18 protein-coding genes are annotated in these 19677 nt (G+C 71.7%); 9 read left to right on the plus strand and 9 right to left on the minus strand.

Features of this window, described 5'->3' with window-relative positions:
* Window positions 1-95 precede the first annotated feature (95 nt).
* The 5 genes from AQJ84_RS36940 to AQJ84_RS36960 all read left to right on the plus strand — a co-directional run bounded on the left by AQJ84_RS36940 (window position 96) and on the right by AQJ84_RS36960 (window position 6132).
* Window positions 96-1292 (plus strand): aminotransferase class I/II-fold pyridoxal phosphate-dependent enzyme, encoded by a 1197-nt coding sequence (locus tag AQJ84_RS36940; protein WP_037802378.1) that lies wholly within the window; start codon window positions 96-98, stop codon window positions 1290-1292.
* Complete coding sequence (locus AQJ84_RS36945) at window positions 1282-2622, plus strand: ATP-grasp domain-containing protein (protein ID WP_030038711.1); 1341 nt, start codon at window positions 1282-1284, stop codon at window positions 2620-2622. Before AQJ84_RS36940 ends, AQJ84_RS36945 begins: the two co-directional genes overlap by 11 nt.
* Complete coding sequence (locus tag AQJ84_RS36950; RefSeq protein ID WP_053193749.1) at window positions 2619-3857, plus strand: ATP-grasp domain-containing protein; 1239 nt, start codon at window positions 2619-2621, stop codon at window positions 3855-3857. The genes AQJ84_RS36945 and AQJ84_RS36950 overlap by 4 nt, the downstream gene beginning before the upstream one ends.
* Before the next feature lie 47 nt (window positions 3858-3904).
* Window positions 3905-4783 (plus strand): isocitrate lyase/phosphoenolpyruvate mutase family protein, encoded by an 879-nt coding sequence (locus AQJ84_RS36955; RefSeq protein ID WP_030038712.1) that lies wholly within the window; start codon window positions 3905-3907, stop codon window positions 4781-4783.
* Window positions 4784-4914: 131 nt separating this feature from the next.
* Window positions 4915-6132 carry an MFS transporter gene (locus tag AQJ84_RS36960; protein WP_053193746.1) on the plus strand — a complete coding sequence of 406 codons (1218 nt, stop codon included), beginning with the start codon at window positions 4915-4917 and terminating at the stop codon, window positions 6130-6132.
* On the opposite strand, the gene AQJ84_RS36965 is transcribed toward AQJ84_RS36960, so the two are convergent.
* Window positions 6075-7199 (minus strand): hypothetical protein, encoded by a 1125-nt coding sequence (locus tag AQJ84_RS36965; protein ID WP_053193743.1) that lies wholly within the window; start codon window positions 7197-7199, stop codon window positions 6075-6077. The genes AQJ84_RS36960 and AQJ84_RS36965 overlap by 58 nt on opposite strands.
* Before the next feature lie 439 nt (window positions 7200-7638).
* Between AQJ84_RS36965 and AQJ84_RS36970 the strand changes: the two genes are divergently transcribed.
* Entirely contained in the window at window positions 7639-8163 is a 525-nt protein-coding gene (locus AQJ84_RS36970; RefSeq protein ID WP_037802380.1) for a DUF3515 family protein, read from the plus strand.
* A 137-nt stretch (window positions 8164-8300) separates the two neighbouring features.
* Here the strand turns inward: AQJ84_RS36970 and AQJ84_RS36975 are convergent, their stop codons facing one another.
* From AQJ84_RS36975 to AQJ84_RS37005, 7 genes are all read right to left on the minus strand, one after another.
* The gene (locus AQJ84_RS36975; RefSeq protein ID WP_030038716.1) at window positions 8301-8975 is read right to left on the minus strand and encodes a hypothetical protein; all 675 of its coding nucleotides are present in this window, start codon (window positions 8973-8975) and stop codon (window positions 8301-8303) included.
* Between the two features lie 255 nt (window positions 8976-9230).
* Entirely contained in the window at window positions 9231-9446 is a 216-nt protein-coding gene (locus AQJ84_RS36980; RefSeq protein WP_030038717.1) for a hypothetical protein, read from the minus strand.
* A gap of 289 nt (window positions 9447-9735) precedes the next feature.
* Window positions 9736-10404, minus strand: coding sequence for a DUF305 domain-containing protein (locus tag AQJ84_RS36985; protein WP_053193739.1), 669 nt, complete (start codon window positions 10402-10404; stop codon window positions 9736-9738).
* Window positions 10405-10495: 91 nt separating this feature from the next.
* On the minus strand, window positions 10496-10888 hold the full coding sequence (locus AQJ84_RS36990; RefSeq protein ID WP_030038719.1) for a DUF6153 family protein: 393 nt from the start codon (window positions 10886-10888) through the stop codon (window positions 10496-10498).
* Window positions 10889-11773: 885 nt separating this feature from the next.
* Window positions 11774-13420 (minus strand): MFS transporter, encoded by a 1647-nt coding sequence (locus AQJ84_RS36995; RefSeq protein WP_374935447.1) that lies wholly within the window; start codon window positions 13418-13420, stop codon window positions 11774-11776.
* A 153-nt stretch (window positions 13421-13573) separates the two neighbouring features.
* Entirely contained in the window at window positions 13574-14893 is a 1320-nt protein-coding gene (locus AQJ84_RS37000) for an aminomethyltransferase family protein (protein ID WP_078631640.1), read from the minus strand.
* A gap of 125 nt (window positions 14894-15018) precedes the next feature.
* On the minus strand, window positions 15019-15237 hold the full coding sequence (locus AQJ84_RS37005) for a hypothetical protein (protein ID WP_030038722.1): 219 nt from the start codon (window positions 15235-15237) through the stop codon (window positions 15019-15021).
* Window positions 15238-15362: 125 nt separating this feature from the next.
* Between AQJ84_RS37005 and AQJ84_RS37010 the strand changes: the two genes are divergently transcribed.
* On the plus strand, window positions 15363-16358 hold the full coding sequence (locus AQJ84_RS37010) for an Lrp/AsnC family transcriptional regulator (RefSeq protein ID WP_030038723.1): 996 nt from the start codon (window positions 15363-15365) through the stop codon (window positions 16356-16358).
* A 205-nt stretch (window positions 16359-16563) separates the two neighbouring features.
* Here AQJ84_RS37010 and AQJ84_RS37015 read toward each other — a convergent pair whose 3' ends face one another.
* The gene (locus AQJ84_RS37015) at window positions 16564-17001 is read right to left on the minus strand and encodes a hypothetical protein (RefSeq protein WP_003974483.1); all 438 of its coding nucleotides are present in this window, start codon (window positions 16999-17001) and stop codon (window positions 16564-16566) included.
* Window positions 17002-17565: 564 nt separating this feature from the next.
* Between AQJ84_RS37015 and hemL the strand changes: the two genes are divergently transcribed.
* Both hemL and AQJ84_RS37025 read left to right on the plus strand, forming a co-directional pair.
* Entirely contained in the window at window positions 17566-18885 is a 1320-nt protein-coding gene (hemL, locus tag AQJ84_RS37020; protein ID WP_053193736.1) for a glutamate-1-semialdehyde 2,1-aminomutase, read from the plus strand.
* Complete coding sequence (locus tag AQJ84_RS37025) at window positions 18882-19574, plus strand: histidine phosphatase family protein (RefSeq protein ID WP_030038726.1); 693 nt, start codon at window positions 18882-18884, stop codon at window positions 19572-19574. The genes hemL and AQJ84_RS37025 overlap by 4 nt, the downstream gene beginning before the upstream one ends.
* The last annotated feature ends 103 nt before the right edge of the window (window positions 19575-19677 follow it).

The raw sequence follows: 19677 nt of genomic DNA on the forward strand, positions 1-19677 counted from the left end.
CGCCTGGCTTCCGTCGCCGAGCGGCCGCGCCCGGTCCCGCCCGAGTCCCCGGCCCCAAGCAGCCCCCACATCCCCCTACAGAAAGGAGCCCTCCCATGCGCCTGGCCGCAAGGGCGAACTCCGTGACCGGATCCAAGACGTCCGGTACTCGCAACAAGGCCGAGGCCCTCCGGGCCCAGGGCGTCGAGATCGTCAACTTCGCCGCGGGGGAGCTGGATCTCGCGCCGCCGGCCGAGGTGCTGCGGGCCCTGCACGCGGCTGCCGACTCCGACACCCACCGGTACACCGACACCGCCGGACTGCCCGCCCTGCGCGAGGCGTTGGCCGAGCGGATCAGTCGGCTGTCCGGGGTGTCGTACGGGCCCGCGGAGGTGATCGTCACCACCGGTGCCAAGCACGGCCTGCACCTGGCCGCCCTCGCGCTGCTCGACCCGGGCGACGAGGCGCTCGTCCCCAACCCGGGGTGGGGCACCTTCGCCGCGCAGATCAGGATCGCGGGCGGCGAACCCGTCGCCGTGGAGACCTCGGACACCGGGTTCGTGCCGGACGTGGACCGCCTGGAGGCGCTGCGCACCGACCGCACCCGCATGCTCGTCCTCAACACCCCGAACAACCCGACCGGCACGGTCTGCCCACCCGAGCAGCTGGCCAGGATCGCCGCCTGGGCGGTCGCCCACAGGGTGTGGATCGTCTTCGACGAGTGCTACGGCGAACTCGTGCTGCCCGGCGTCACCCACGCCCACCCCGCCGCCCTGGTCCCCGAGGCACGCCAACTCACCGTCGGCATCGGCTCGTTCTCCAAGAGCTTCGCCGTCACCGGCTGGCGGGCCGGCCATGTGCACGGACCCCGCGCGCTGATCGACGTACTGAAGAACCTGCAGAGCCACACCGCGTCCCACGCGACCAGCGTCGTGCAGCACGCCCTGCTGCCCGCCGCCCGCGGTGAACTCGACGGCTTCACCGCTCAGGCCCGCGACATCCTCGCCCACCGCCACGCCCGCGTCGCCGAGGCCCTCGCGACCGTCGACCACATCCGGCCGGCCGCCACCCCCGAGGGCGCCTTCTACTACTTCCTCGACGTTCGCGAGGTCCTCGGCCGCAAGGTCGGCGGCGTGCCGGTCCCGGACACCGACACCCTCACCGGGGTCCTCATGGAGCAGGCCCACATCGCCGTCACCCCGGGCACCGCCTTCGGCGCCGAGGGCTTCGTACGGCTGTCGTACGCGATCGCCGAGGACCGGATCGCCGCGGGGCTGCGGTCGCTGCGGGAGGTGATGTCCGGTGTCGAGTGACGCCCGGGCCGCCGAACGCCCCCTCGTCCTGTACTTCGGCGCAGTCCAGCGCCCGGAGTTCTACGCCGGGTTGCTCGACACGGACTCCGGCACCGACATCGCCCTCGGCCTGCTGCGGGACTCCGACAGCGTGCACACCCTCGAACCCGAGGAGTTCGACCTCGTCGAGCGGACCCGGTTCGCGGACGGCGCCGACGCCGTCGTACGGCACATCGAGGAGATCGGCCGGACCTGGCGGATCGACGCCGTGCTGAACGTCGACGAGACGCTCGTGCCGCTGTGGGCGGAGGTGTGCGGGCGGCTGGGGCTGCCCGCGATGAGCGGCGAGGCCGCGGCGGCCGTGCGCAGCAAGAGCGAGATGCGCCGACGGTTCGCCGACTACCTCGGAGAGCACGCCTCCGCCCGCTCGGCCGTCGTCACCGACGAGGAACAGCTGCTCGCCTTCGCCGCCACCACCGGCTACCCGGTGGTACTCAAGCCCGGCAACCTGTGGGGCAGTTACTTCGTCTCACGCTGTGAGAACCCCGCGGAGCTGACCGCCGCCTACCGCGAACTGGCCGCCACCCTGCCCGAGTTCAGCGCCGGGCAGCGTCTCACGGACACCCCGGTGGAGATCCTCGTCGAGGAGTTCCTCACCGGCACCAACCACTCCGTGGAGTGCCTCGTCCTCGAGGAGCGGGTGTGGACGACCCCGGTCGTCGACGTCGTCACCGGCACCGACCTCGGCGGCACCGACTTCCACCACTTCGCCCGCGTCACCGCCACCCGCCTCACGCCCTCGGAACGGGAGCGGATGCGCGCCCTGGCCGCCGACGCCGTCCGCGCCCTCGGCATCCGACGGGGCCTGGCCCACGTCGAGTTCGTGCACGGGCCCACCGGCCCCCGCCTCATCGAGGTGGCGGGCCGCCCCGGCGCCAACCGGGCACCCCTGCTGAGTGAGGCGTACGGCATCAACCTCATCGCCGGCTACCGCGACGTCCTGCGCGGAGTGGCCCCGCGGGTCGCGCCGGTGCGTGACGGTGCCGCCGCCGTCGTCACGCCCTACCCGGAGCACGCCGGGATTCTGGTGGAGTACGCCGGCCTGGACCTGGTCCGCGCCCTGCCCTCCACCGCCCAGATCGACGTCTACAAGCACCCCGGCGACCTGGTCCAGCCCCGCCACGAGGGCGCCGGGTCCCCGCTGCGGATCGAGCTGCGCGCCGACACCCCCGAGCAACTCCTCGCGGACCTCGCCGAGTTGCAGAAGCTCAGCGAGGAGCTGTTCGTCGTACGGGATCCGGAGGCCACACAAGATCCGAAGGCCACACGGGATCCGGAGGCCGCTCCATGACCGGCCGGCACGTCGTCTTCCTGGAGAGCAACCTCACCGGCAGCGGCTACGAGGCCCTCGCCGCCGCCCGCCGGGCCGGACACCGGGTCACCTTCCTCACCCGTGACCTGCCGATGTACCTGGCCCCGGGCCACGAACGCCTCGACCTCTCCCTCGTCGACGAGGTCGTCACCTGCGAGACCAACGACCCGGCCGCCGTCGTCGCCGCGGTACGGGCCCTGGACCGCCCCGCCGACGCGATCGTCGCCGTCGGCGAGTGGCACATGATCAGCGGCGCCGAGGCCTCTCGTGCCCTCGCCCTGCCCGGCCCCGACCCGGCCGGGGTGCGCGCGGCCCGCGACAAGTCCGCCACCCGGCGGCTGTGCGCGGCCGCCGGAGTGCCGGTGCCGGGCTTCGCCCGCGTCCGGGACCCGGAGGAGGTGTACGGCCTCGGCCTCGCCCACCCCTGGGTGGTCAAACCCCTCGACGACGGCGGCAGCAACGGCGTACGCCTGTGCCGGGATCCGGACGAGGCCGCCGACCACGTACGGCTGCTGCTCAAGGACACCCACAACGAGCGCGGCCAGCGCAAGATCCCGGCCGCACTCGTGGAGGAGTACGTCGACGGGCCCGAGGTCAGCGTCGAACTGCTGGTGCGCGGCGGCGAGGTCCGCGTGCTCGCGGTCACGGCCAAGCAGCTCGGCGAACTGCCGTACTTCTGCGAGACCGGCCACCAGGTGCCCGCCGCCCTCGGCTCGGGGCTCGACGAGCGCTGCGCGGAGGTCGCCGCCCGCTCGCTCGCCGCCGTCGGCTTCGACTTCGGCGCGGCCCACGTCGAACTGCGGCTGGCCGCCGACGGCCCCCGGCTGATCGAGATCAACTGCCGCCCCGCGGGCGACCGGATCACCCGGCTGGTCGCGCTCAGCACCGGCGTGGACCTCCCCGCCGAACTCGTCGCCCTGTACCTGGACCCCGCCCGCCCGCTGCCCGTCCCCGAGCACCGGCAGTCCGCCGCCATCGCCTTCCTCCCGGCGGCAGCGGGCGTCGTCTCGGCGGTCGCCGGGGCCGACACGGCCGCCCGGTTGCCCGGGGTCGTCGACGTGAGCCTGTACGTCGAGCCCGGCACCCGCGTCCCGGCGCTGCCCGACAGCACCGCCCGTCACGGCCATGTCGTCACCGTCGCCCCGACGGGGCCCCAGGCGCTGGCGCGGGCCCGCACAGCGGCGGACGCCGTCACCGTGACCACGTCCGCCTGAGCTTCCCCCCACCAAGGTTTCCCACCCCACCACCGAGGAGCACCGCCATGCTCAAGTCCGCTCTCCACCCGAGCTTCCGTTCCGTCCTCGCCGCACGGCGTGCCGCCGGGAGCGCGGTGCGGGTCGCCGGCGCGCACGACGCGCTGGGCGGCCGGCTCGCCGAGGCCGCCGGGTTCGACGCCGTGTGGGCGTCCAGCCTGGAGGTGTCCGCCGCCCGCTGCCTGCCCGACGCCAGCGTGCTGACCATGACCGAGTACCTCGAAGCGGCCGCCAACACCCAGAAGGCCCTCGGCATCCCGGTCGTCGCCGACGTCGACACCGGCTACGGCAACAACCTCAACGTGGCCCACATGGTCCGCGAGTACGAGGCCGCCGGGATCACCGCCGTCGCCATCGAGGACAAGCAATTCCCCAAGATGAACAGCTTCGTCGCGACCTCCCACACCCTCCTCGACACCGACACGTTCGCCTCCAAGCTGCGGGTCGCCAAGCAGGCCCAGCGCACCGAGGACTTCTTCGTCATCGCCCGCACCGAGGCGCTGATCGACGGCCTCGGCGTGGAGGTGGCCCTGGAACGCTGCCACGCGTACGTCGACGCGGGCGCCGACGGGGTCCTCGTGCACTCCAAGAAGCCCACCAACGAGCAGGTGCTGGCCTTCCTCGCCGAGTGGCAGGACCGGGCGCCGGTCGTGGTCGTCCCGACCACCTACCCCGACTGGCACATCGACGACGCCGTCAAGGCCGGGGTCTCCACGGTCATCTACGCCAACCAGGGACTGCGCGCCACCATCCGCGCCCTGCGCGAGACCTTCTCCACGATCGTCGACCAGGGCGCCACCACCGAACTCGAGGACCGAATCGCCTCCGTGAAGGACATCTTCGCGCTGCAGGGCCTGGCCGAGTGGCAGGAGCTGGAATCGGCATGACGGCCCTGCACGGCCCGTCCGCGCGGCCATCCGGAAACGGCCGGCGATCCGGAAACAGTCGACCATCCGGAAACGGCCGGCGGTCCGAGGACGGCCGGCGATCCAAGGGCGAACGGCGTCCGCTGCCGCCGGTGTTCTGGCTGCTGTTCGCCGGGACGCTGCTCAACCGGCTCGGCATCCTCGTCCCGGCGTTCCTCTCCCTGTTCCTGGCCGCGGAGACGGGGGTGGCGACCGGCACCATCGGTGTGCTGGTCGGCCTCTGGGGCGCCGGGTCGGTGGCGGGTTCGCTGGTGGGCGGGGCGCTGGCCGACCGGGTGGGGCCGCGGAGGGCCGTGCTGTTCTCGCAGGCGGTGTCCCTGGCCGCCTCCGTCACCCTGGTCTGCACGCAGCGCGTCACGGTGCTGGCCTGCGTGGTCCTGCTGTCGGGCTGCGCTTCCACGCTGCACAAGCCGGCCGGGGCGGTCGTGGTCTCCCGCGAGCTGCCCGAGGCCGGCCACGTGCGGGCGTTCGGCCTGCTCTACTGGGCGTCCAACATCGGCGCGGCGGTCTCGCCCGCGGTCTCCGGCGTCCTGCTGGAGTGGGATCCGCTGTGGCTGATCGCCCTCAACATCGCGACCGCCGTGGCCTACGGCGCCGTGGCGACACGGCTGCCCGGCCCATCCGGCCCGTCCGGCCCGTCCGGCAAGGGCGGGCCCGCCGGGGGGCGTTCCCCCGCGCGCGGTCTGCTCGCCCCCTTCCGCTCCGGCCCGGTGGCCCGTTTCCTGTTCCTGTCCTTCTGCCTGGCCCTGATCTACCTCCAGAAGCAGTCCACGCTGCCCCTGGACATGGCAGCCCACGGCCTCGCTCCGCACACCTACGGTCTGGTCGTCTCCCTCAACGGCCTGCTGATCATCGTCCTCCAGCCGTTCGTGTCACGGTCGGCCGAACGGCTCGGCATGGACACCCAGTTCGTCCTGGCCGGTCTGCTGGTGGCCGTCGGTTTCGGTGCCAACGCGGTCGCCGGGAGCGCGTGGTCGTACGCTCTCGCGCTCACCGTGTGGACCCTCGGCGAGATCCTGCTGGTGCCGCAGGCCTCGGCGTTCCTGGTGCGGCACGCGCCCGAGGGCGGCGCGGGCTCCTACCAGGGCGCCTACCAGTTCGTCTGGAACCTCGGCCTGGTGCTGGGCGCCCCGCTGGGCATGACCGTGCGCGAGCGGTACGGCGGGGACACGCTGTGGGCCGGGTGCCTGGTCCTGGGGCTGGGCGTGGTCACGGCGTACGCGCTGTCCGCCCGCCGGCCGGGCCGCTCGCGTCACTCCGCGCCGGACAGCGCGGGGACCGACGGCAGCGACGGGAGGGAGGAGAGCTGAACCGGACACGGCACCGGATCCGACCGCCGCACCTTCCCGGCCGCCGCCTTCACCGCGGGCCGCCCGGCGTCCCCCGGGCGCTGCTCGGCATCCCCGTCCAGCACACCCGACTTGGCGATGAGGTACCCCAGCTGCGCGCGGCTGCGGCTGCCGAACCGGGACGAGAGGCGGGCGATGTACTCCTGGCAGCGCCGGACGCTGATCCCGAGCTGCTGGGCGGTCACCGCGTCCTTGTCGCCGGCCACCACGTGCCGCAGGATGGCCAGTTCCAGTTCGTCGGTGATCTGGGCGGTCACCTTGTCCCGGCCGGGCGGGGTGAAGGGCACGGCACGGATCCAGGACCGTTCGAAGGCGACCGCGAGGAAGGCGACGACCGCAGGGATGCGCACCTCGACGGCCACCGTGCGGTCGGCGGTGCTCGGGATGAAGGCGACCTTGCGGTCGAAGATGATCAGCCGGTCGAAGTTCTCGTCCAGCGTGCGCACTTCGGCGCCGTGCTCCTCGATGGTGCGCACGAAGTCCCGGGTGGCGGCGCTGGTCCGCGCGTTGTGCTGGTAGATCGTCTTCATCCGCGCGCCGCGGCCCAGCATCGCGAGCGTCGGCGGCAGCGAGTCGGCGAGCACCTCCGGGGAGCGCGGACCGCCCGGCTGCGAGGTCAGTATCTCCTCGTGGCACTCCCGGGTGGCGATCTCGATGGCGGCGTTGATGTGCGCGAGGCCCGAGTGCACCTCGTACCCGCCGGAGTCCCGGTGCCGGCGGTAGGCCTCCACCGCCGGAGCCAGCCTCTCCTGGCTGCGCATCAGCCGACTGATCACCTCCTGGGCCTCTTCGAGGATCGCGGAAGCGCGCCGGCTGCACACATGGCCGGGATTCACCGCCATGTACGTGTCGCCGCTGCGGTGCAGCAGCCCGCTCGCCACGAGCCGCCGTACCGCTTCCGCGTCCGGCGCCGCCGCCTCGTCGATCGGTCCCGGCAGCAGGGGCAGCAGCGAGGCGTACACCTCGATGTCCTCCTGCCGCACCGGCCCCCCGTCCAGCTCGTCCACCCGCTCGCCCCGTTCCGTCACGACTCCCCCGAAGTGTGGCCATCAGCACGCCATCATCTTCAAAAGTTAACCGCACACTCCGGGCGTGACACTTGACGGTCCTGTGACAGCCGTCTCCTTGGCTCTTTTCTTTCGGTGCGGTCGACGGAGGCGGGGTTTCTCCGTGTGCGGTGGTGAACGCGAGCATGGTGAACGCGAGCCTGGCGAGAGCGAGCCTGGTGAACGCGTGCTCTACGAGGCCGTGCGTCCGAAGCAGCGCTCCAGGTCGGTGAGGTCGTAGAAGGCGCTGCCCCTGGCGACCGGCCGGCAGCCCGTCCTGAACGGCGTCCTCCCGTCATGCTGTGTGGGCAGGTGAACGCCGGATGGCTGGGGGCGGCAGCCCGCATGCCGGGAGGGCCAGCTACGGTCAGGTCCGGAGAGGTCGCCCCCTCTCCTCGATCGTTCTCACGGGGGAGAGCCGATGAGGCTGTCGTTGTTGCGCCGCTCCGGCCGGGCGCGCACCGCCGTCGTCCTGGCCGCGGCCGTCGGACTGCTGACGGGTACCGCCCTGGTCGTCACCGAGCTGAACTCACCCACCTTCGGGCTGGAGGCGGCACCACGGGGCGACGCCCCGGAGTGCGCCCGCGTCGCGAAGGACTCCCCGGACGGCGTCGGCGGACAACGCCGCGACGACGTCACCCTCCCCGGCGTCGCCGTCTGGGGCGACGGATCGGTCGTCCTGCGCTGCGGCCTGCGCCCGCCCGCCCCGACGGTCGACCACTGTCTGACCGTCGACGACGTCGACTGGGTCTGGCGCGAAGCGCGCTCCCGCGACGGCGAGAAGGTCCTCATCACCTACGGCCGCAACCCGGCCGTCGAACTCACCGTCTCCGACCGGGTCACCGCGATCGACGACGTCCTGGTGGAACTCAGCCACGCGGTCAGGCCGATCCGGCAGAAAAACGAGTGCGTCAGCGCGGCGGACGTACCGGCGACGGTGTCCTAGCTTCCGGGATCCGCAACCGCGCGGACAGCCGGGACAGGCCGTCCCCCCGGACCGCCTGCCCCCGGACCGCCTGCCCCCACCGGGCTTCCCGCCCACCGGGCTTCCCGCCCACCAGACGCCAAGCCTGCGGCGTTGTTCTAGCCGTCCGCGCGGTCCAGTGCCCGGGTGATGGCCTGTTCGTCCTGGCCGAGGACGGCCTTCTCGAGACTCTGGTCGTCCTTGCGGGAGAAGCGCTCGCCTCGGGCGACGTCCTCCTTGCTCAGGACCCGTCCGCACCATTCCCCCTGGTCGCCGGTCCGGTCGTCGAACGGGACGGCTGCGCCCTCCCCGAGGACGATCCACCCGTCGTCGCTCCAGCGGAGCGCGAGCAGGTAGGTGTGGCCGGTCTCCAGGCGAGGGGCGTTCGGCGCGGTCCGCTTGATGCGGTTGCCGCTCTCCCGGTACACCCGCCAGCCGGGGGCCACCATGTCGAACTCCTTGCCCATGGAGCGGGCGGGCCTGTCGGAGGACCAGAGGAGGTCGTCCGTGCGGAACGTGACCATGCGGTCGGTCTCGTACCGGAACACCCCCTGCGCGACATCACGGCCGTTGGTGTCCCGCTCCGCCGTCGGGGTGGCGACGACGACATGGTCGGCGTGGGTGACCCAGTCCTCCGCGGTCTGGGACGGGTGGTCGTCGTCGCCGATCCCGCAGCCGACCACCGTGGCCAGACCCGGTCGGCCGACCAGGACTCCCGCGACGACTCCGACGAGGGCCAGGGCGACGGTGAGGGGACGGCTCGCGATGCGGCCGCCGTGACGTATCCCTTCCACGACTACCGGCACCCCCGTGCCGCGGCTCGCGAAGTGGACTGGGCGTGTCTGTATGGCCGTTTCTGCGGCATGAAGAAGTGCTCCCCCGGTGAGCGACGGCGTCCCCGTCGCTGTGAGTGACGTGCGCGACGGCGGATTGGTCAAGATCCACCGAAAGCGGTGATCACCATAGACCGGCGAGGCCGAGCGTGCCGGTGGATTGCCCGGAATCCGCCGCTGCCCGACCTCGGCACCCCGGCCGCCCCCGGTGGAGGGTCAGGGCAGGGCGATGCCGTCCAGCCTGCCTGCCTTGGCGTCGTCGAGCAGGTGGGTGAACTGGTCGAGGCTCATCCGGACGCGCTGGCCGAAGTCGTCGGTCAGGATGATCCGTTGGTCGGCCGGGGCGCTGGGGTCGACGAAGAGCTGGGGGCAGCCGCAGTCGCAGTCGCCGCAGAACGTGGCGACGGGTTCCAGCCCGCTGGTGTCGGTCAAGGTGTTCCACCTCCGTGGGTGTGGGCCCGCGGCGCGCCGGCGTGTGGGCGACCGGCGGTCGCGGGGGACTGTCCGGGGGATACCCGGCGGAACCCGCACGGACGCGCGCGCTGAGTGCGGGCGGAGGCGCGTTGGGTGCCGGGCGCGCGCCGGTGCTCCGTCGGCCGCTTCGATTGCCTCGACCGCGGTGGCGGGCCGGGAACTCGACGGCATCCTCAGCCGACCTCTGGAGGGGGCCCGCCCACGTCGGCCGTACGTCTCTCCGCGTGGGCGGCCCCCGCCAACTCCGTCAGCTCTTGTCGAGGAGCTTGTTCATCTCGGTGATCTCGGCGGTCTGCGCGGTGACGATGTCGTCGGCCATGGACGTGGCGGGACCGTACCGGCCCTTGTCCTTCTCGGTGCCGGCCATGTCCACCGCACCCTCGTGGTGCTCGATCATCATGGTCAGGAACAGGGTGTCGAAGTCACCGCCGGAGGCCTTCTCCAGCTTCTCCATGTCCGAGCCGTCCATCATCCCGGGCATCTTGTGCGCCCCGGACCGTCCCGAGTGGTCCATGCCGGGCATCGACTCGGCCGAGCCGTCGGACGACGCCGGGACGTCCTCGCCCCAGGACGTCAGCCAGCCGCTCATGGTCCTGATCTCCGGGTCCTGCGCCTTCTCGATGCGTGCGGCGAGGTCCTTCACCTCGGGGGAGGACGCCCGCCCGGCCGCGAGTGCGGCCATCTCCAGGGCCTGCCGGTGGTGCGGGATCATGCCCTGCGCGAAGGAGACGTCCTGGGCGTTGTGCGCGCCGGTCGAGGCGGCGGAACGCGTCGGCGACGACGCGGAGGGGTGGCCGCCCGCGTGCCCGCTGCCGCTGTCGTCGCCGCCGTCGCCGCAGGCGGCGAGGACGAGCGCGGCGGTGACGGACGCGGCCGCGAGGACGGCGCGGTGGGTCAGGGTACGGGTGTTGCGCATGCTGTTACTCCTGCTGTGCTGTGCGAACAAGGATCCGGACGTGCCGAGGCGCACCGCGTCGTCGTGCCGGGGACGCGGTGCCGCGTGGTGTCTAGATCCGCAGGAGCTGGAGTTCCGCCAGGGAGGGCGGCGCGCGTGCGCTGTCCGGGGCGGCGACGGCGTACGAGCGGACGAAGCCCGCGCGAACGGTCGCGGCCACCGGGTCGGGAACGAGAGCGGGCAGGGTGGGCGCACCACTGACCGCGGCCGCCGCACAGGTCGCGTCGGCGTGTGCGAGGTGGCCGCCGCCGCAGCCTCCGCCATGGCCGCAGTCGTCCTGGACCTCGACCTGCGCCGTCCCATGCAGTGGCCCGGCGTGTTCGTGCACCACGCCACCGGGAGCCAGGCCGTGCATGGCCAACAGCCCGGCCCACAGCCCGAGCACGAGCAGCGCCCGCCACGACCGCGCGGGCGGCGGCGCGAGGAGCTGCTCGGGGCTGTTCATCGGCCTCATCCTAGGGGCGTCGTCATCCGCGCGCCGAGGACGGCAGGCATGTGGATGAGTCGGGGCTCGGCTGACCGGTCGTGGCTTCGGTCAGCCGGAGTGATCCTCAGCCCCGTGACCTCGGAGGTTCCTCGACGACCAGCCCCGCCGGTGCCGAGACCGACGCGATCCGGCCGTGGGCCCCGGCCGCCTGAGGCCCTCTCAGGCACCAAAAAGGGCGAGGCCCGAAGAGCCCGCCCGATCCGCAAGAAACCCCAGGTCAGGGCCACACCAGGCAATACGGCTGATGCCCGGCCTCATGCAACCGATGCGAGCAGTCCTGCCACTCGTGCAGCGATTGGGAGAGGCGGGGTGCTGACCTGGGGTTTCTTGGTGATATGTGGGCTGACCTGCGGAAACGGCTCTCGGTAGTTCTCGCGGGTCGGCGCTGTTTCCCAAACTCATGTGCCCTGGATGTGCCCTGGGCGCTCACTCGTGCGCTGGTCTCGGGAGCCGGAGCCGCTGAGCTGACCCGGCGGAGACGCCGAAGCCTCCGGCGCTGGCCTTCCTCAAGGGCCTCGGTGGAGGATCCGCCTGCGACACCCGCTTTAGGAGTGGGATCGAATCCTTGCCGGGTGGTACTTGACCGTGGCGTGTGGCGCTGTTCTGCAAGGCTCGCGGTCGACCGGCCGGACTCATGGCTGGATCCGTTTCAGCAGCCAGGAGGGGACGGCGCGGGCGGCGCCGGAGACGCTGATCCTGCGTATCCCGTCAACTGCTTGGTGATGTGCATCGTCCTGCCCTCGGGCTCTGCCGGCACGTGGCTGCCGGACCCACCGCAGACGAGGAGCACCGTACGCGACTCGAGTGACCGGCGCGTGCGATGCCCCTCCCCTTGCCGCCCGGTCAGCTGCGGCGGGGCCCCAAGGGCTGGGCGGTGCCAGCCGCCTGGGCGTTCTCGGCGGAGGCGTCCGGGTCGCCGTGCTGTGTCGCGTCGGCGGTCCGCGCCGCGCCGGTGCTGGTCTGCTGCTTGGGACGGCGCAGCAGGACGACCGCACAAACCGCGGCTATCAGGGCCAGGATGGCGGCCACGATGAGGCACAGGCGCATGCCGTCGAGGAGGGAGTCGCCCAGGGCGCCGTAGACCTGGTTGGCCGTGGAGCCGAGGTTCATCCCGGCGACCGCGCCCAGGCCGCCCTCCTTCGCCGTGGCGACGATGGTGTGGGCCTGGGTGCCGGTCACACCGGCGTCGGAGAGATGGCCGGGCAGGGAGTCCACGGCGCGGGTGGACAGCAGGGCGCCGAGGACGGCCGGGCCGAGCGCGCCGCCGACCTGGCGGAAGGCGTTGTTGGCGGCCGAGGCCATGCCCGCCAGATGGTGCGGCACGGCGGCGACGGCGGTGGCCGTCATCGGCGTGGTGACCAGGCCCAGGCCGACGCCCAGCACGATCAGTCGCCAGGCGATCGAGCCGTAGGAGGTGTCGGTGTCGAGGTTGGTCATGGCCAGCAGGGACCCGGCGATCAGGAGCAGACCGACGCTGATCATCCAGCGGGTCGGGACGCGGTGCATGAGCCGTCCGGCCGGGGCTCCGGCCACGATCGCGGCCACCGGGACCAGCAGCAGCCGCGCGCCCGCCTCCAGCGTGCCGAGCTGCTGCACCATGCCGAAGTACAGGCTGAGGACGAAGAAGAAGCCGATCAGCCCGAGGAAGGTGATCAGGGCGACCAGGGCGGTGGCGGTGAAGGCCGCGCTGCGGAACACCGCCAGGTCCAGCATCGGGCTGTCGCTGCGCTTCTCCGCCACGACGAACGCGATCAGCGCGACGATGCCCAGCGCCAGGGCGGCGATCACCTTGGAGGCGGTGAAGGAGTCGGCGCCGCCCTCGATCACGCCGTAGACCAGGGCGGTGACGGCGACGGCCGCGGTGATCTGGCCGGGCCAGTCGAGCTTGCGTCCGTGCGGGGCGCGCGAGTCGGTCAGCAGCGGGGCGGCGACGGCCATCGCGACCAGCGCGAGGGGGATGGACAGCAGGTAGATCCAGCGCCAGGAGAAGCGGTCGAGGATGACGCCGGCGATGACCGGGCCGACGGCCAGGGCCGCGAGCATGGCCATGGCCCACATGCCGATGAACTTCCCGCGCTCGCGGAAGTCGGGCACCGCGTGGCTGATCAGCGCCAGCGTGGTGGGCAGCAACGCGGCCGAGCCCAGACCGGCCAGGGCCTGCCCGGCCCACAGCATCTGGATGTTCTGCGCACACAGGGCGACCGCCGCCCCGGCGGCACAGCAGAACAGGCCCGCCTGGAAGACCTTCTTGCGGCCGTGGACGTCACCGAAGACGCCGGCGGTCATGATGAACGCGGCCATGGGCAGGACGAACGCGTCCTGGACCCAGGAGAGTTGGGCGGTCGAGGTGTGCAGTGCCCGCTGGATCGCGGGCAGACTGACGGCGACCGTGGTGATCGGCAGGTAGGCGACGAACACGCCGAGGCAGGCCATGACGATGGTGGCCGCCCGCCGGTCGGTCGGCCTGATCGCCGTTGTGGTGGCGTTCACGGAAATTCCGCTTTCTCCCGTGCGGCGTGGTGTGCCGCGGTCGGTTGGCAGGGGGTGGTGCACGGGGCTGCCGTGCCGGGTGCGGGCAGCCCTGACCCGCGGGATGTTGCCCATGGCGTCCCGCAGGCGTCGGTGGGTGGGGTTCTTCGCGGCTTACGCGGCCGGTCCGGACTCGGCCCGGTACGCGGCCAGGTGAGCGTGGAGCTCGGCGCGCGAACGGACGCGTTTGAAGGGGGCCTTGGCGACGGTGGCCCGGATGCGCTTGACCGGGTCGCCGGGATTACCCCAGACGACGTCGACCTGCGTGCCGATCTCGGCGTCGGCGACGTTCAGCACGGCCAGGGAGAGCATCTTGCGGAAGTAGTAGCTGTAGCCGCGCGAGGTGGCCGTGCCGGCGAGGATGCCGTCGCGCTCCACTCGGTCCATCCACAGGTGACCGCGCAGGTCGCGGGGCATGTCCATGAAGGTGTGGTGCGGGCCGTCACCGTACAGCGAGCGGTGCACGTCAAGGACGTCGTCGCTGTTCCACACCAGGGTGCGCAGCACCCGCGCGGGCTTGGCGAGCCGCTCCTTGAGGACGGCATCGCCGAGGAAGGTGTGGTCGAAGCTGATCTGCCTGGTCCAGCCGAGCTCGACCGGGCCACGGTAGTAGTCGCGCAGCGACTCGCCCTGGAAGCTGCCGGCGATGAACGCCCGCGGGATGTGCCAGGGCGAGCTGAGCAGGTGGGCAAGGAAGTCCGCCTCCTCGGGCTCGTACAGGGCGGGCAGGTAGTCCAGGTTCCGGGTGGGAACCGAGTTCTCCAGGTGGTTGACGGGCGCGGCCCGGTTGCCCAGGCGGCGGATGCCGTACTTCCGCCCGGCCTGAATGACCGCGTCGTACACGGCGCCGCCGATCTCGCGCGGGCCCTGCACCTCGAACCCGACCTCGCCGGCCATGCCCTGCCGCAGCGCCCAGACGCGGTGCCCGGCGAGGGTGGTGGGCACCGCGTGCATGTACGGGGTGTCCAGCAGTCGCTCGTCGCCGGTCAGATCCAGCAGCAGCGGGATCGAGGCGGGGCCGGAGACCTGGTACACGAACCAGTCCTCGTCCTCGGCGGTGGCCTTGAAGTCGCCGTGCTCCAGGTTGTACCGGGCCCAGTCGCCGCCCGGCCCGTGGAAAACGTAGTCCTCCTCGTCCAGCCGGGTCAGGATGCCCTCGCTCATGACATGGCCGTGCGTGTTGGTCTGCACGACGTGCTTGGAGGCGCCCGCCGGGAACCTCCGGAAGGAGTTGACCGAGATCCCCGAGAACAACTTGAGCACGTCGGGGCCGCGGAAGCGGGTCTGCGGCAGGAACGACCAGTCACCGATGTAGCAGGTCTGCTTCCACGACAGGCTCTCGTCGAGCCAGTCGGTGTGCTCCGGCTGCCCGAAGAGCTTGGCGAGGATGTCGAACGGGGGTGTCGAGCGGAAGGCGTCGACTGTGAAGTGCACGGGGACGGATGCCTCTCTGATGATCAGGCGCTGCTCGTGTGTCGTGATGCGGTCGGCTCGTCGGCACAGCGCCGCTTCATGGCCCGGAGCGCCCGGGGGGATGCGAGGAGGGCGCTCCGGGCCGGTCAGGGAGCGGCAGCGACACCCCGCCGGGCAGCCGACCCGCAGACGCCCACTAGCACAGCCGCCGGCACCGGAGCCACGTCACCGACAACCCGCTGGATGCGGGAGGCACCGGTGCGCGACGCCGCCTGGTGGGGTCGCCCCACACCCGCCGTGGTCAGGTGCATCAGCAGGACGAACGTGCCGAGGCAGACCACCGCCGGTACCAACCGCGTGCTCATGGGAGTCACGTCCTTTCTTTAAGGACACGCCCCAGCATCCGCCTCGCCGCCTCCGACCATGAACTTTGCAGCCCGAGACGAACAAAAACCTCTACTCTGGTCGCACTGGGTGGCAGACTCTCCCCGTGAACGACGATGTGGACAGGAAAATCCTCCACGCACTCCAATGCGCGCCCCGCGCCCCGTTCCGGCGCATCGGCGAGGTGACGGGAGTGTCGGAGCAGACCGCCGCCCGCCGCTACCACGCCCTGCGCCGCAGCGGGGTGATGCGGGTGATCGGCCTGGTCAACCCTGCGGTGTACGGGCAGGCCCATTGGGTGGCCCGCATCCGTTCCCGTCCCGATCGGGTCGGCCCCCTGGCGGACTCCCTGGCCAAGCGGCCGGACATCGCCTACGCCAACCTCGCCTCCGGTGGCTCGGAGATCATCTGCATGATCCGCTCCCCCGTCGAGGCTCAGCGCGACGACGTCCTGCTGCGCCAGCTGCCCCGCTCGGCCTCCGTCCTCGACGTCAGCATCGACCTGCTCCTGCACCCCTTCGGCGAGACCGGCACCAGTGAATGGACCGGCTACGGCGCCGGCCTCAACCCCGACCAGGTACGGCAGCTCACCGGTGACCGGCCACCCACCCCCGCGGGGCCGCCGCGGCCCTCTACGGACGAGGACACCCCGCTGCTGGACGCCCTCGCTGAGGACGGCCGCACCACCCACACCCGGATCGCCGAGCTCACCGGCTGGTCCAACGCGCGCGTCGCTCGTCGCCTGGAAGCCCTGGAGACTTCCGGCACGCTCTTCTACGACGTGGAACTGCTGCCCGAGCGCCTGGGCCACACCCTCAACGCCACCCTCTGGCTGCGCGTCGCCCCCGCCCGCCTCAGACAGGCCGGCGAGGAACTCGCCCGGCACGCCGAGGTTGCCTTCGCCGGCGCCATCAGCGGCCGGCACAACCTGATGGTCAGCGTCATCTGCCGCGACGCCGAGGACTTCTACCGCTACCTCACCACCCGCGTCGCTGCCATCGACGGCATCGACGCCTACGAGGTCAGCATCCGCGTCCGCCGCCTGAAACAGGCCGCCTCACTCATCCACCACGGCCGCCTCGTACATCCGACGCCCGCGTAGGAGCCCGCACAGCGGGTGGGGCGCACTCCCTCTGTGCGGCGCGAGCACCTCTGGGAGCCGGGCAAGCCCGTCCGAACGCGTCCCCCGTTACCCGTACCTAGCGTCTATAGGGCCCAGTCTCGGACGCGCGGGCTCGGCCGCCCGCTTCGCCATCCCCAACTTCCATGGGTTCCGCTCCACTACAGCAATCTCAAGAAACCCCAGGTCAGGGCCACACAAGGCAGTACGGCTGATGCCCCGCCTCATGCAGTCGGTGGCTGAAGTCCTGCCACTCGTGCAGCAGTTGGTACACGTTGAACGCGTCCCGCGGCCCGCCCCGGTCCGGCACCGTCGACCAGATGAACGCCGCCGCGCCCACCGCCTCCTCGCCTATGCCGCGAAGGGGGTCGACGACCGTCATCGGGAGCTTCACGACCGCGTAGTCGGGGTGGAGGACGACGAGTTCCAGGGGCGGGACCTTGTGGAGGGGGACGCCCTCTATGCCGGTGAGGACCATGGCCGCCATGGTCTCCGGCTTGATCTTCGTGAACATGCCGTTCATGCCGAGCTCGTCGCCGCCGAGTTCCTCGGGGCGCATCGAGATCGGGACACGGGCCGCCGTCGCGCCGTCGGGCGCGCCGAAGTACTTGTACGTCACCCCCACCCGACCACCATTCCTGCTCCCCGCCCTCAACCGATCGATCCGACGTTCGATACGTCGGTCGTCCGGCTCTGTCTCACTCGGTACGCCATGAGTCTGACGAGCCTCGGTGGCTTCCTCCGCCTCGCGCCGGTGCCTTCCCCGCCGGGCACGTCGAGGACCCAGGTCGTCAGTCCCCTCGCCCAGTCCGCCACCGCGATGCATATCTCCACCCGACTGCTTTTCTAGGACGCGTGGCCCCCGCCGCGCAACCCGATCATCGTGTCAGTGACCTCCCCCACGGCCGCCCGCCGAAACGTGCGTTGAAACACCTGTCCGCGGGATCTGCGCAGCTCCTGAACAAGGTGTTTCCCACCATGGTTCCCGTGAGCTGTGTGTATCAGGTCCCAGTCTCGCAGATCACGGGGGAGTGGCGACTGGTCGCCGGGTCGGTACCGCGCCGGCCGCCGCCCTGCCGCCGCCCGCCAGCGGGGCCCGCTGCCGTCGGTGCCCCCTGGCCTACCCTGAGGAGGTCACTGGCAAAACCGGAGTCCGAGCAGTCGGAGAAGGTCGGAGAAGTCGCAGGACATGAGCGAATTGCCCTATTCATACGAGGCGCCTGTCTCGCAGGCCCTGTTCGACCGTGCGTCCGCCGTCACGCCCGGCGGCGTGAACTCCCCGGTGCGCGCCTTCCGCGCCGTGGGCGGTACGCCCCGGTTCATGGTGTCCGGCACCGGTCCCTACCTGACCGACGCCGACGGGCGGGAGTACGTCGATCTTGTCTGTTCCTGGGGACCCATGATCCTCGGGCACGCGCACCCCGAGGTCATCGCCGCCGTGCAGGACGCCGTCTCGCGCGGCACCTCCTTCGGTACGCCCGGTGAGGGCGAGGTCGCGCTCGCCGAGGAGATGGTCGACCGGATCGGGCCGCTGGAGCAGGTGCGGCTGGTGTCCAGCGGGACCGAGGCCACCATGTCGGCCATCCGGCTCGCCCGCGGGTTCACGCAGCGCACCAAGGTGATCAAGTTCGCCGGGTGTTACCACGGTCACGTCGACTCGCTGCTCGCCGCGGCCGGCAGCGGCGTGGCGACCTTCGCCCTCCCGGACACCCCCGGCGTCACCGGCGCCCAGGCCGGCGACACCATCGTCCTGCCCTACAACGACCTCGAGGCCGTGCAGGCCGCCTTCCGGGCCCACCCCGGCGAGATCGCCTGTGTGATCACCGAGGCCTCCCCGGGCAACATGGGCGTCGTCCCGCCGATGCCCGGCTTCAACCAGGGACTGAAGGACGCGTGCGCGCTAAACGGCGCGCTCTACATCTCCGACGAGGTCATGACCGGCTTCCGTACCAGCCGCAGCGGCTGGTACGGCGTCGACGGGGTCGAGCCCGACCTGATGACCTTCGGCAAGGTGATGGGCGGCGGGTTCCCGGCCGCGGCCTTCGGCGGTCGCGCCGACGTCATGGCGCACCTCGCGCCGGCCGGTCCGGTCTACCAGGCCGGCACCCTCTCCGGTAACCCGATCGCCACCGCCGCCGGGCTCGCCCAGCTGCGGCTCCTGGACGACGCGGCCTACGCCAAGGTCGACGACGTGTCGGCGCGGATCCAGGCGCTGGTCTCCGACTCCCTCGCCAAGGAGGGCGTCGCGCACACCGTGCAGAACGCCTCCAACATGTTCTCCGTCTTCTTCACGGACCGGCCGGTCCGCAACTACGAGGACGCCAGGGCGCAGGAGTCGTACCGCTACACCGCGTTCTTCCACTCCCTGCTGGCGAACGGCGTCTACCTGCCGCCGTCCTCCTTCGAGTCCTGGTTCGTGTCCACGGCCCACGACGAGCAGGCCGTCCAGCGGATCGCCGACGCCCTCCCGGCGGCGGCCCGAGCGGCTGCGGAGGCCACCGGAACATGAGCAGCGCCGACCAGACCAAGGACATCACCGTCGTCCACCTCATGCGGCACGGCGAGGTCGCCAACCCGGACGGCGTCCTCTACGGCCGTCTCGCCGGCTACCACCTCTCCGAGCTCGGCCGGCAGATGGCCGACCGGGTCGCCGAGCACCTCGCCCCGCGGGACGTGACGCACGTCGTCGCCTCCCCGCTGGAGCGGGCGCAGGAGACCGCTACGCCGATCGCCAAGGCGCACGGCCTGGACATCGCCACCGACGAACGGCTGATCGAGGCCGAGAACGTCTTCCAGGGCAAGACCTTCGGGGTCGGCGACGGGGCGCTGCGCCGACCGGAGAACTGGAAGCACCTGGTCAACCCGTTCAGGCCGTCCTGGGGTGAGCCGTACGTCGACCAGGTCATCCGCATGATGGGCGCGCTGAACGCGGCGAAGGACCAGGCGCGGGGGCACGAGGCCGTGCTCGTCAGCCACCAGCTGCCGATCTGGATCGTGCGGTCGTACGTCGAGAAGCGGAGGCTGTGGCACGACCCGCGCCAGCGGCAGTGCACGCTCGCGTCCCTGACGACCTTCACGTACCAGGGCGACAAGATCGTCTCCGTCGGCTACAGCGAGCCGGCCCGCGATCTGGTCCCGGCCCATCTCCTCGCCGGTGCCAAGCCGGTGAAGGGGAAGGGCAAGGCCTTCGGGGCCTGACGGGCCGTACGGGAGAGGCGCGGGGCGTAAGCCCTTTCTGTGCGCCTCTGTTACGGAATCCGGAAGTATCGGCGCAACCTCCCCGTTCGTCACCACCTCTGAC

Origin of the sequence: Streptomyces resistomycificus (genome assembly GCF_001514265.1) — a bacterium.
In the GTDB taxonomy this organism is placed as follows: Bacteria; Actinomycetota; Actinomycetes; order Streptomycetales; family Streptomycetaceae; genus Streptomyces; species Streptomyces resistomycificus.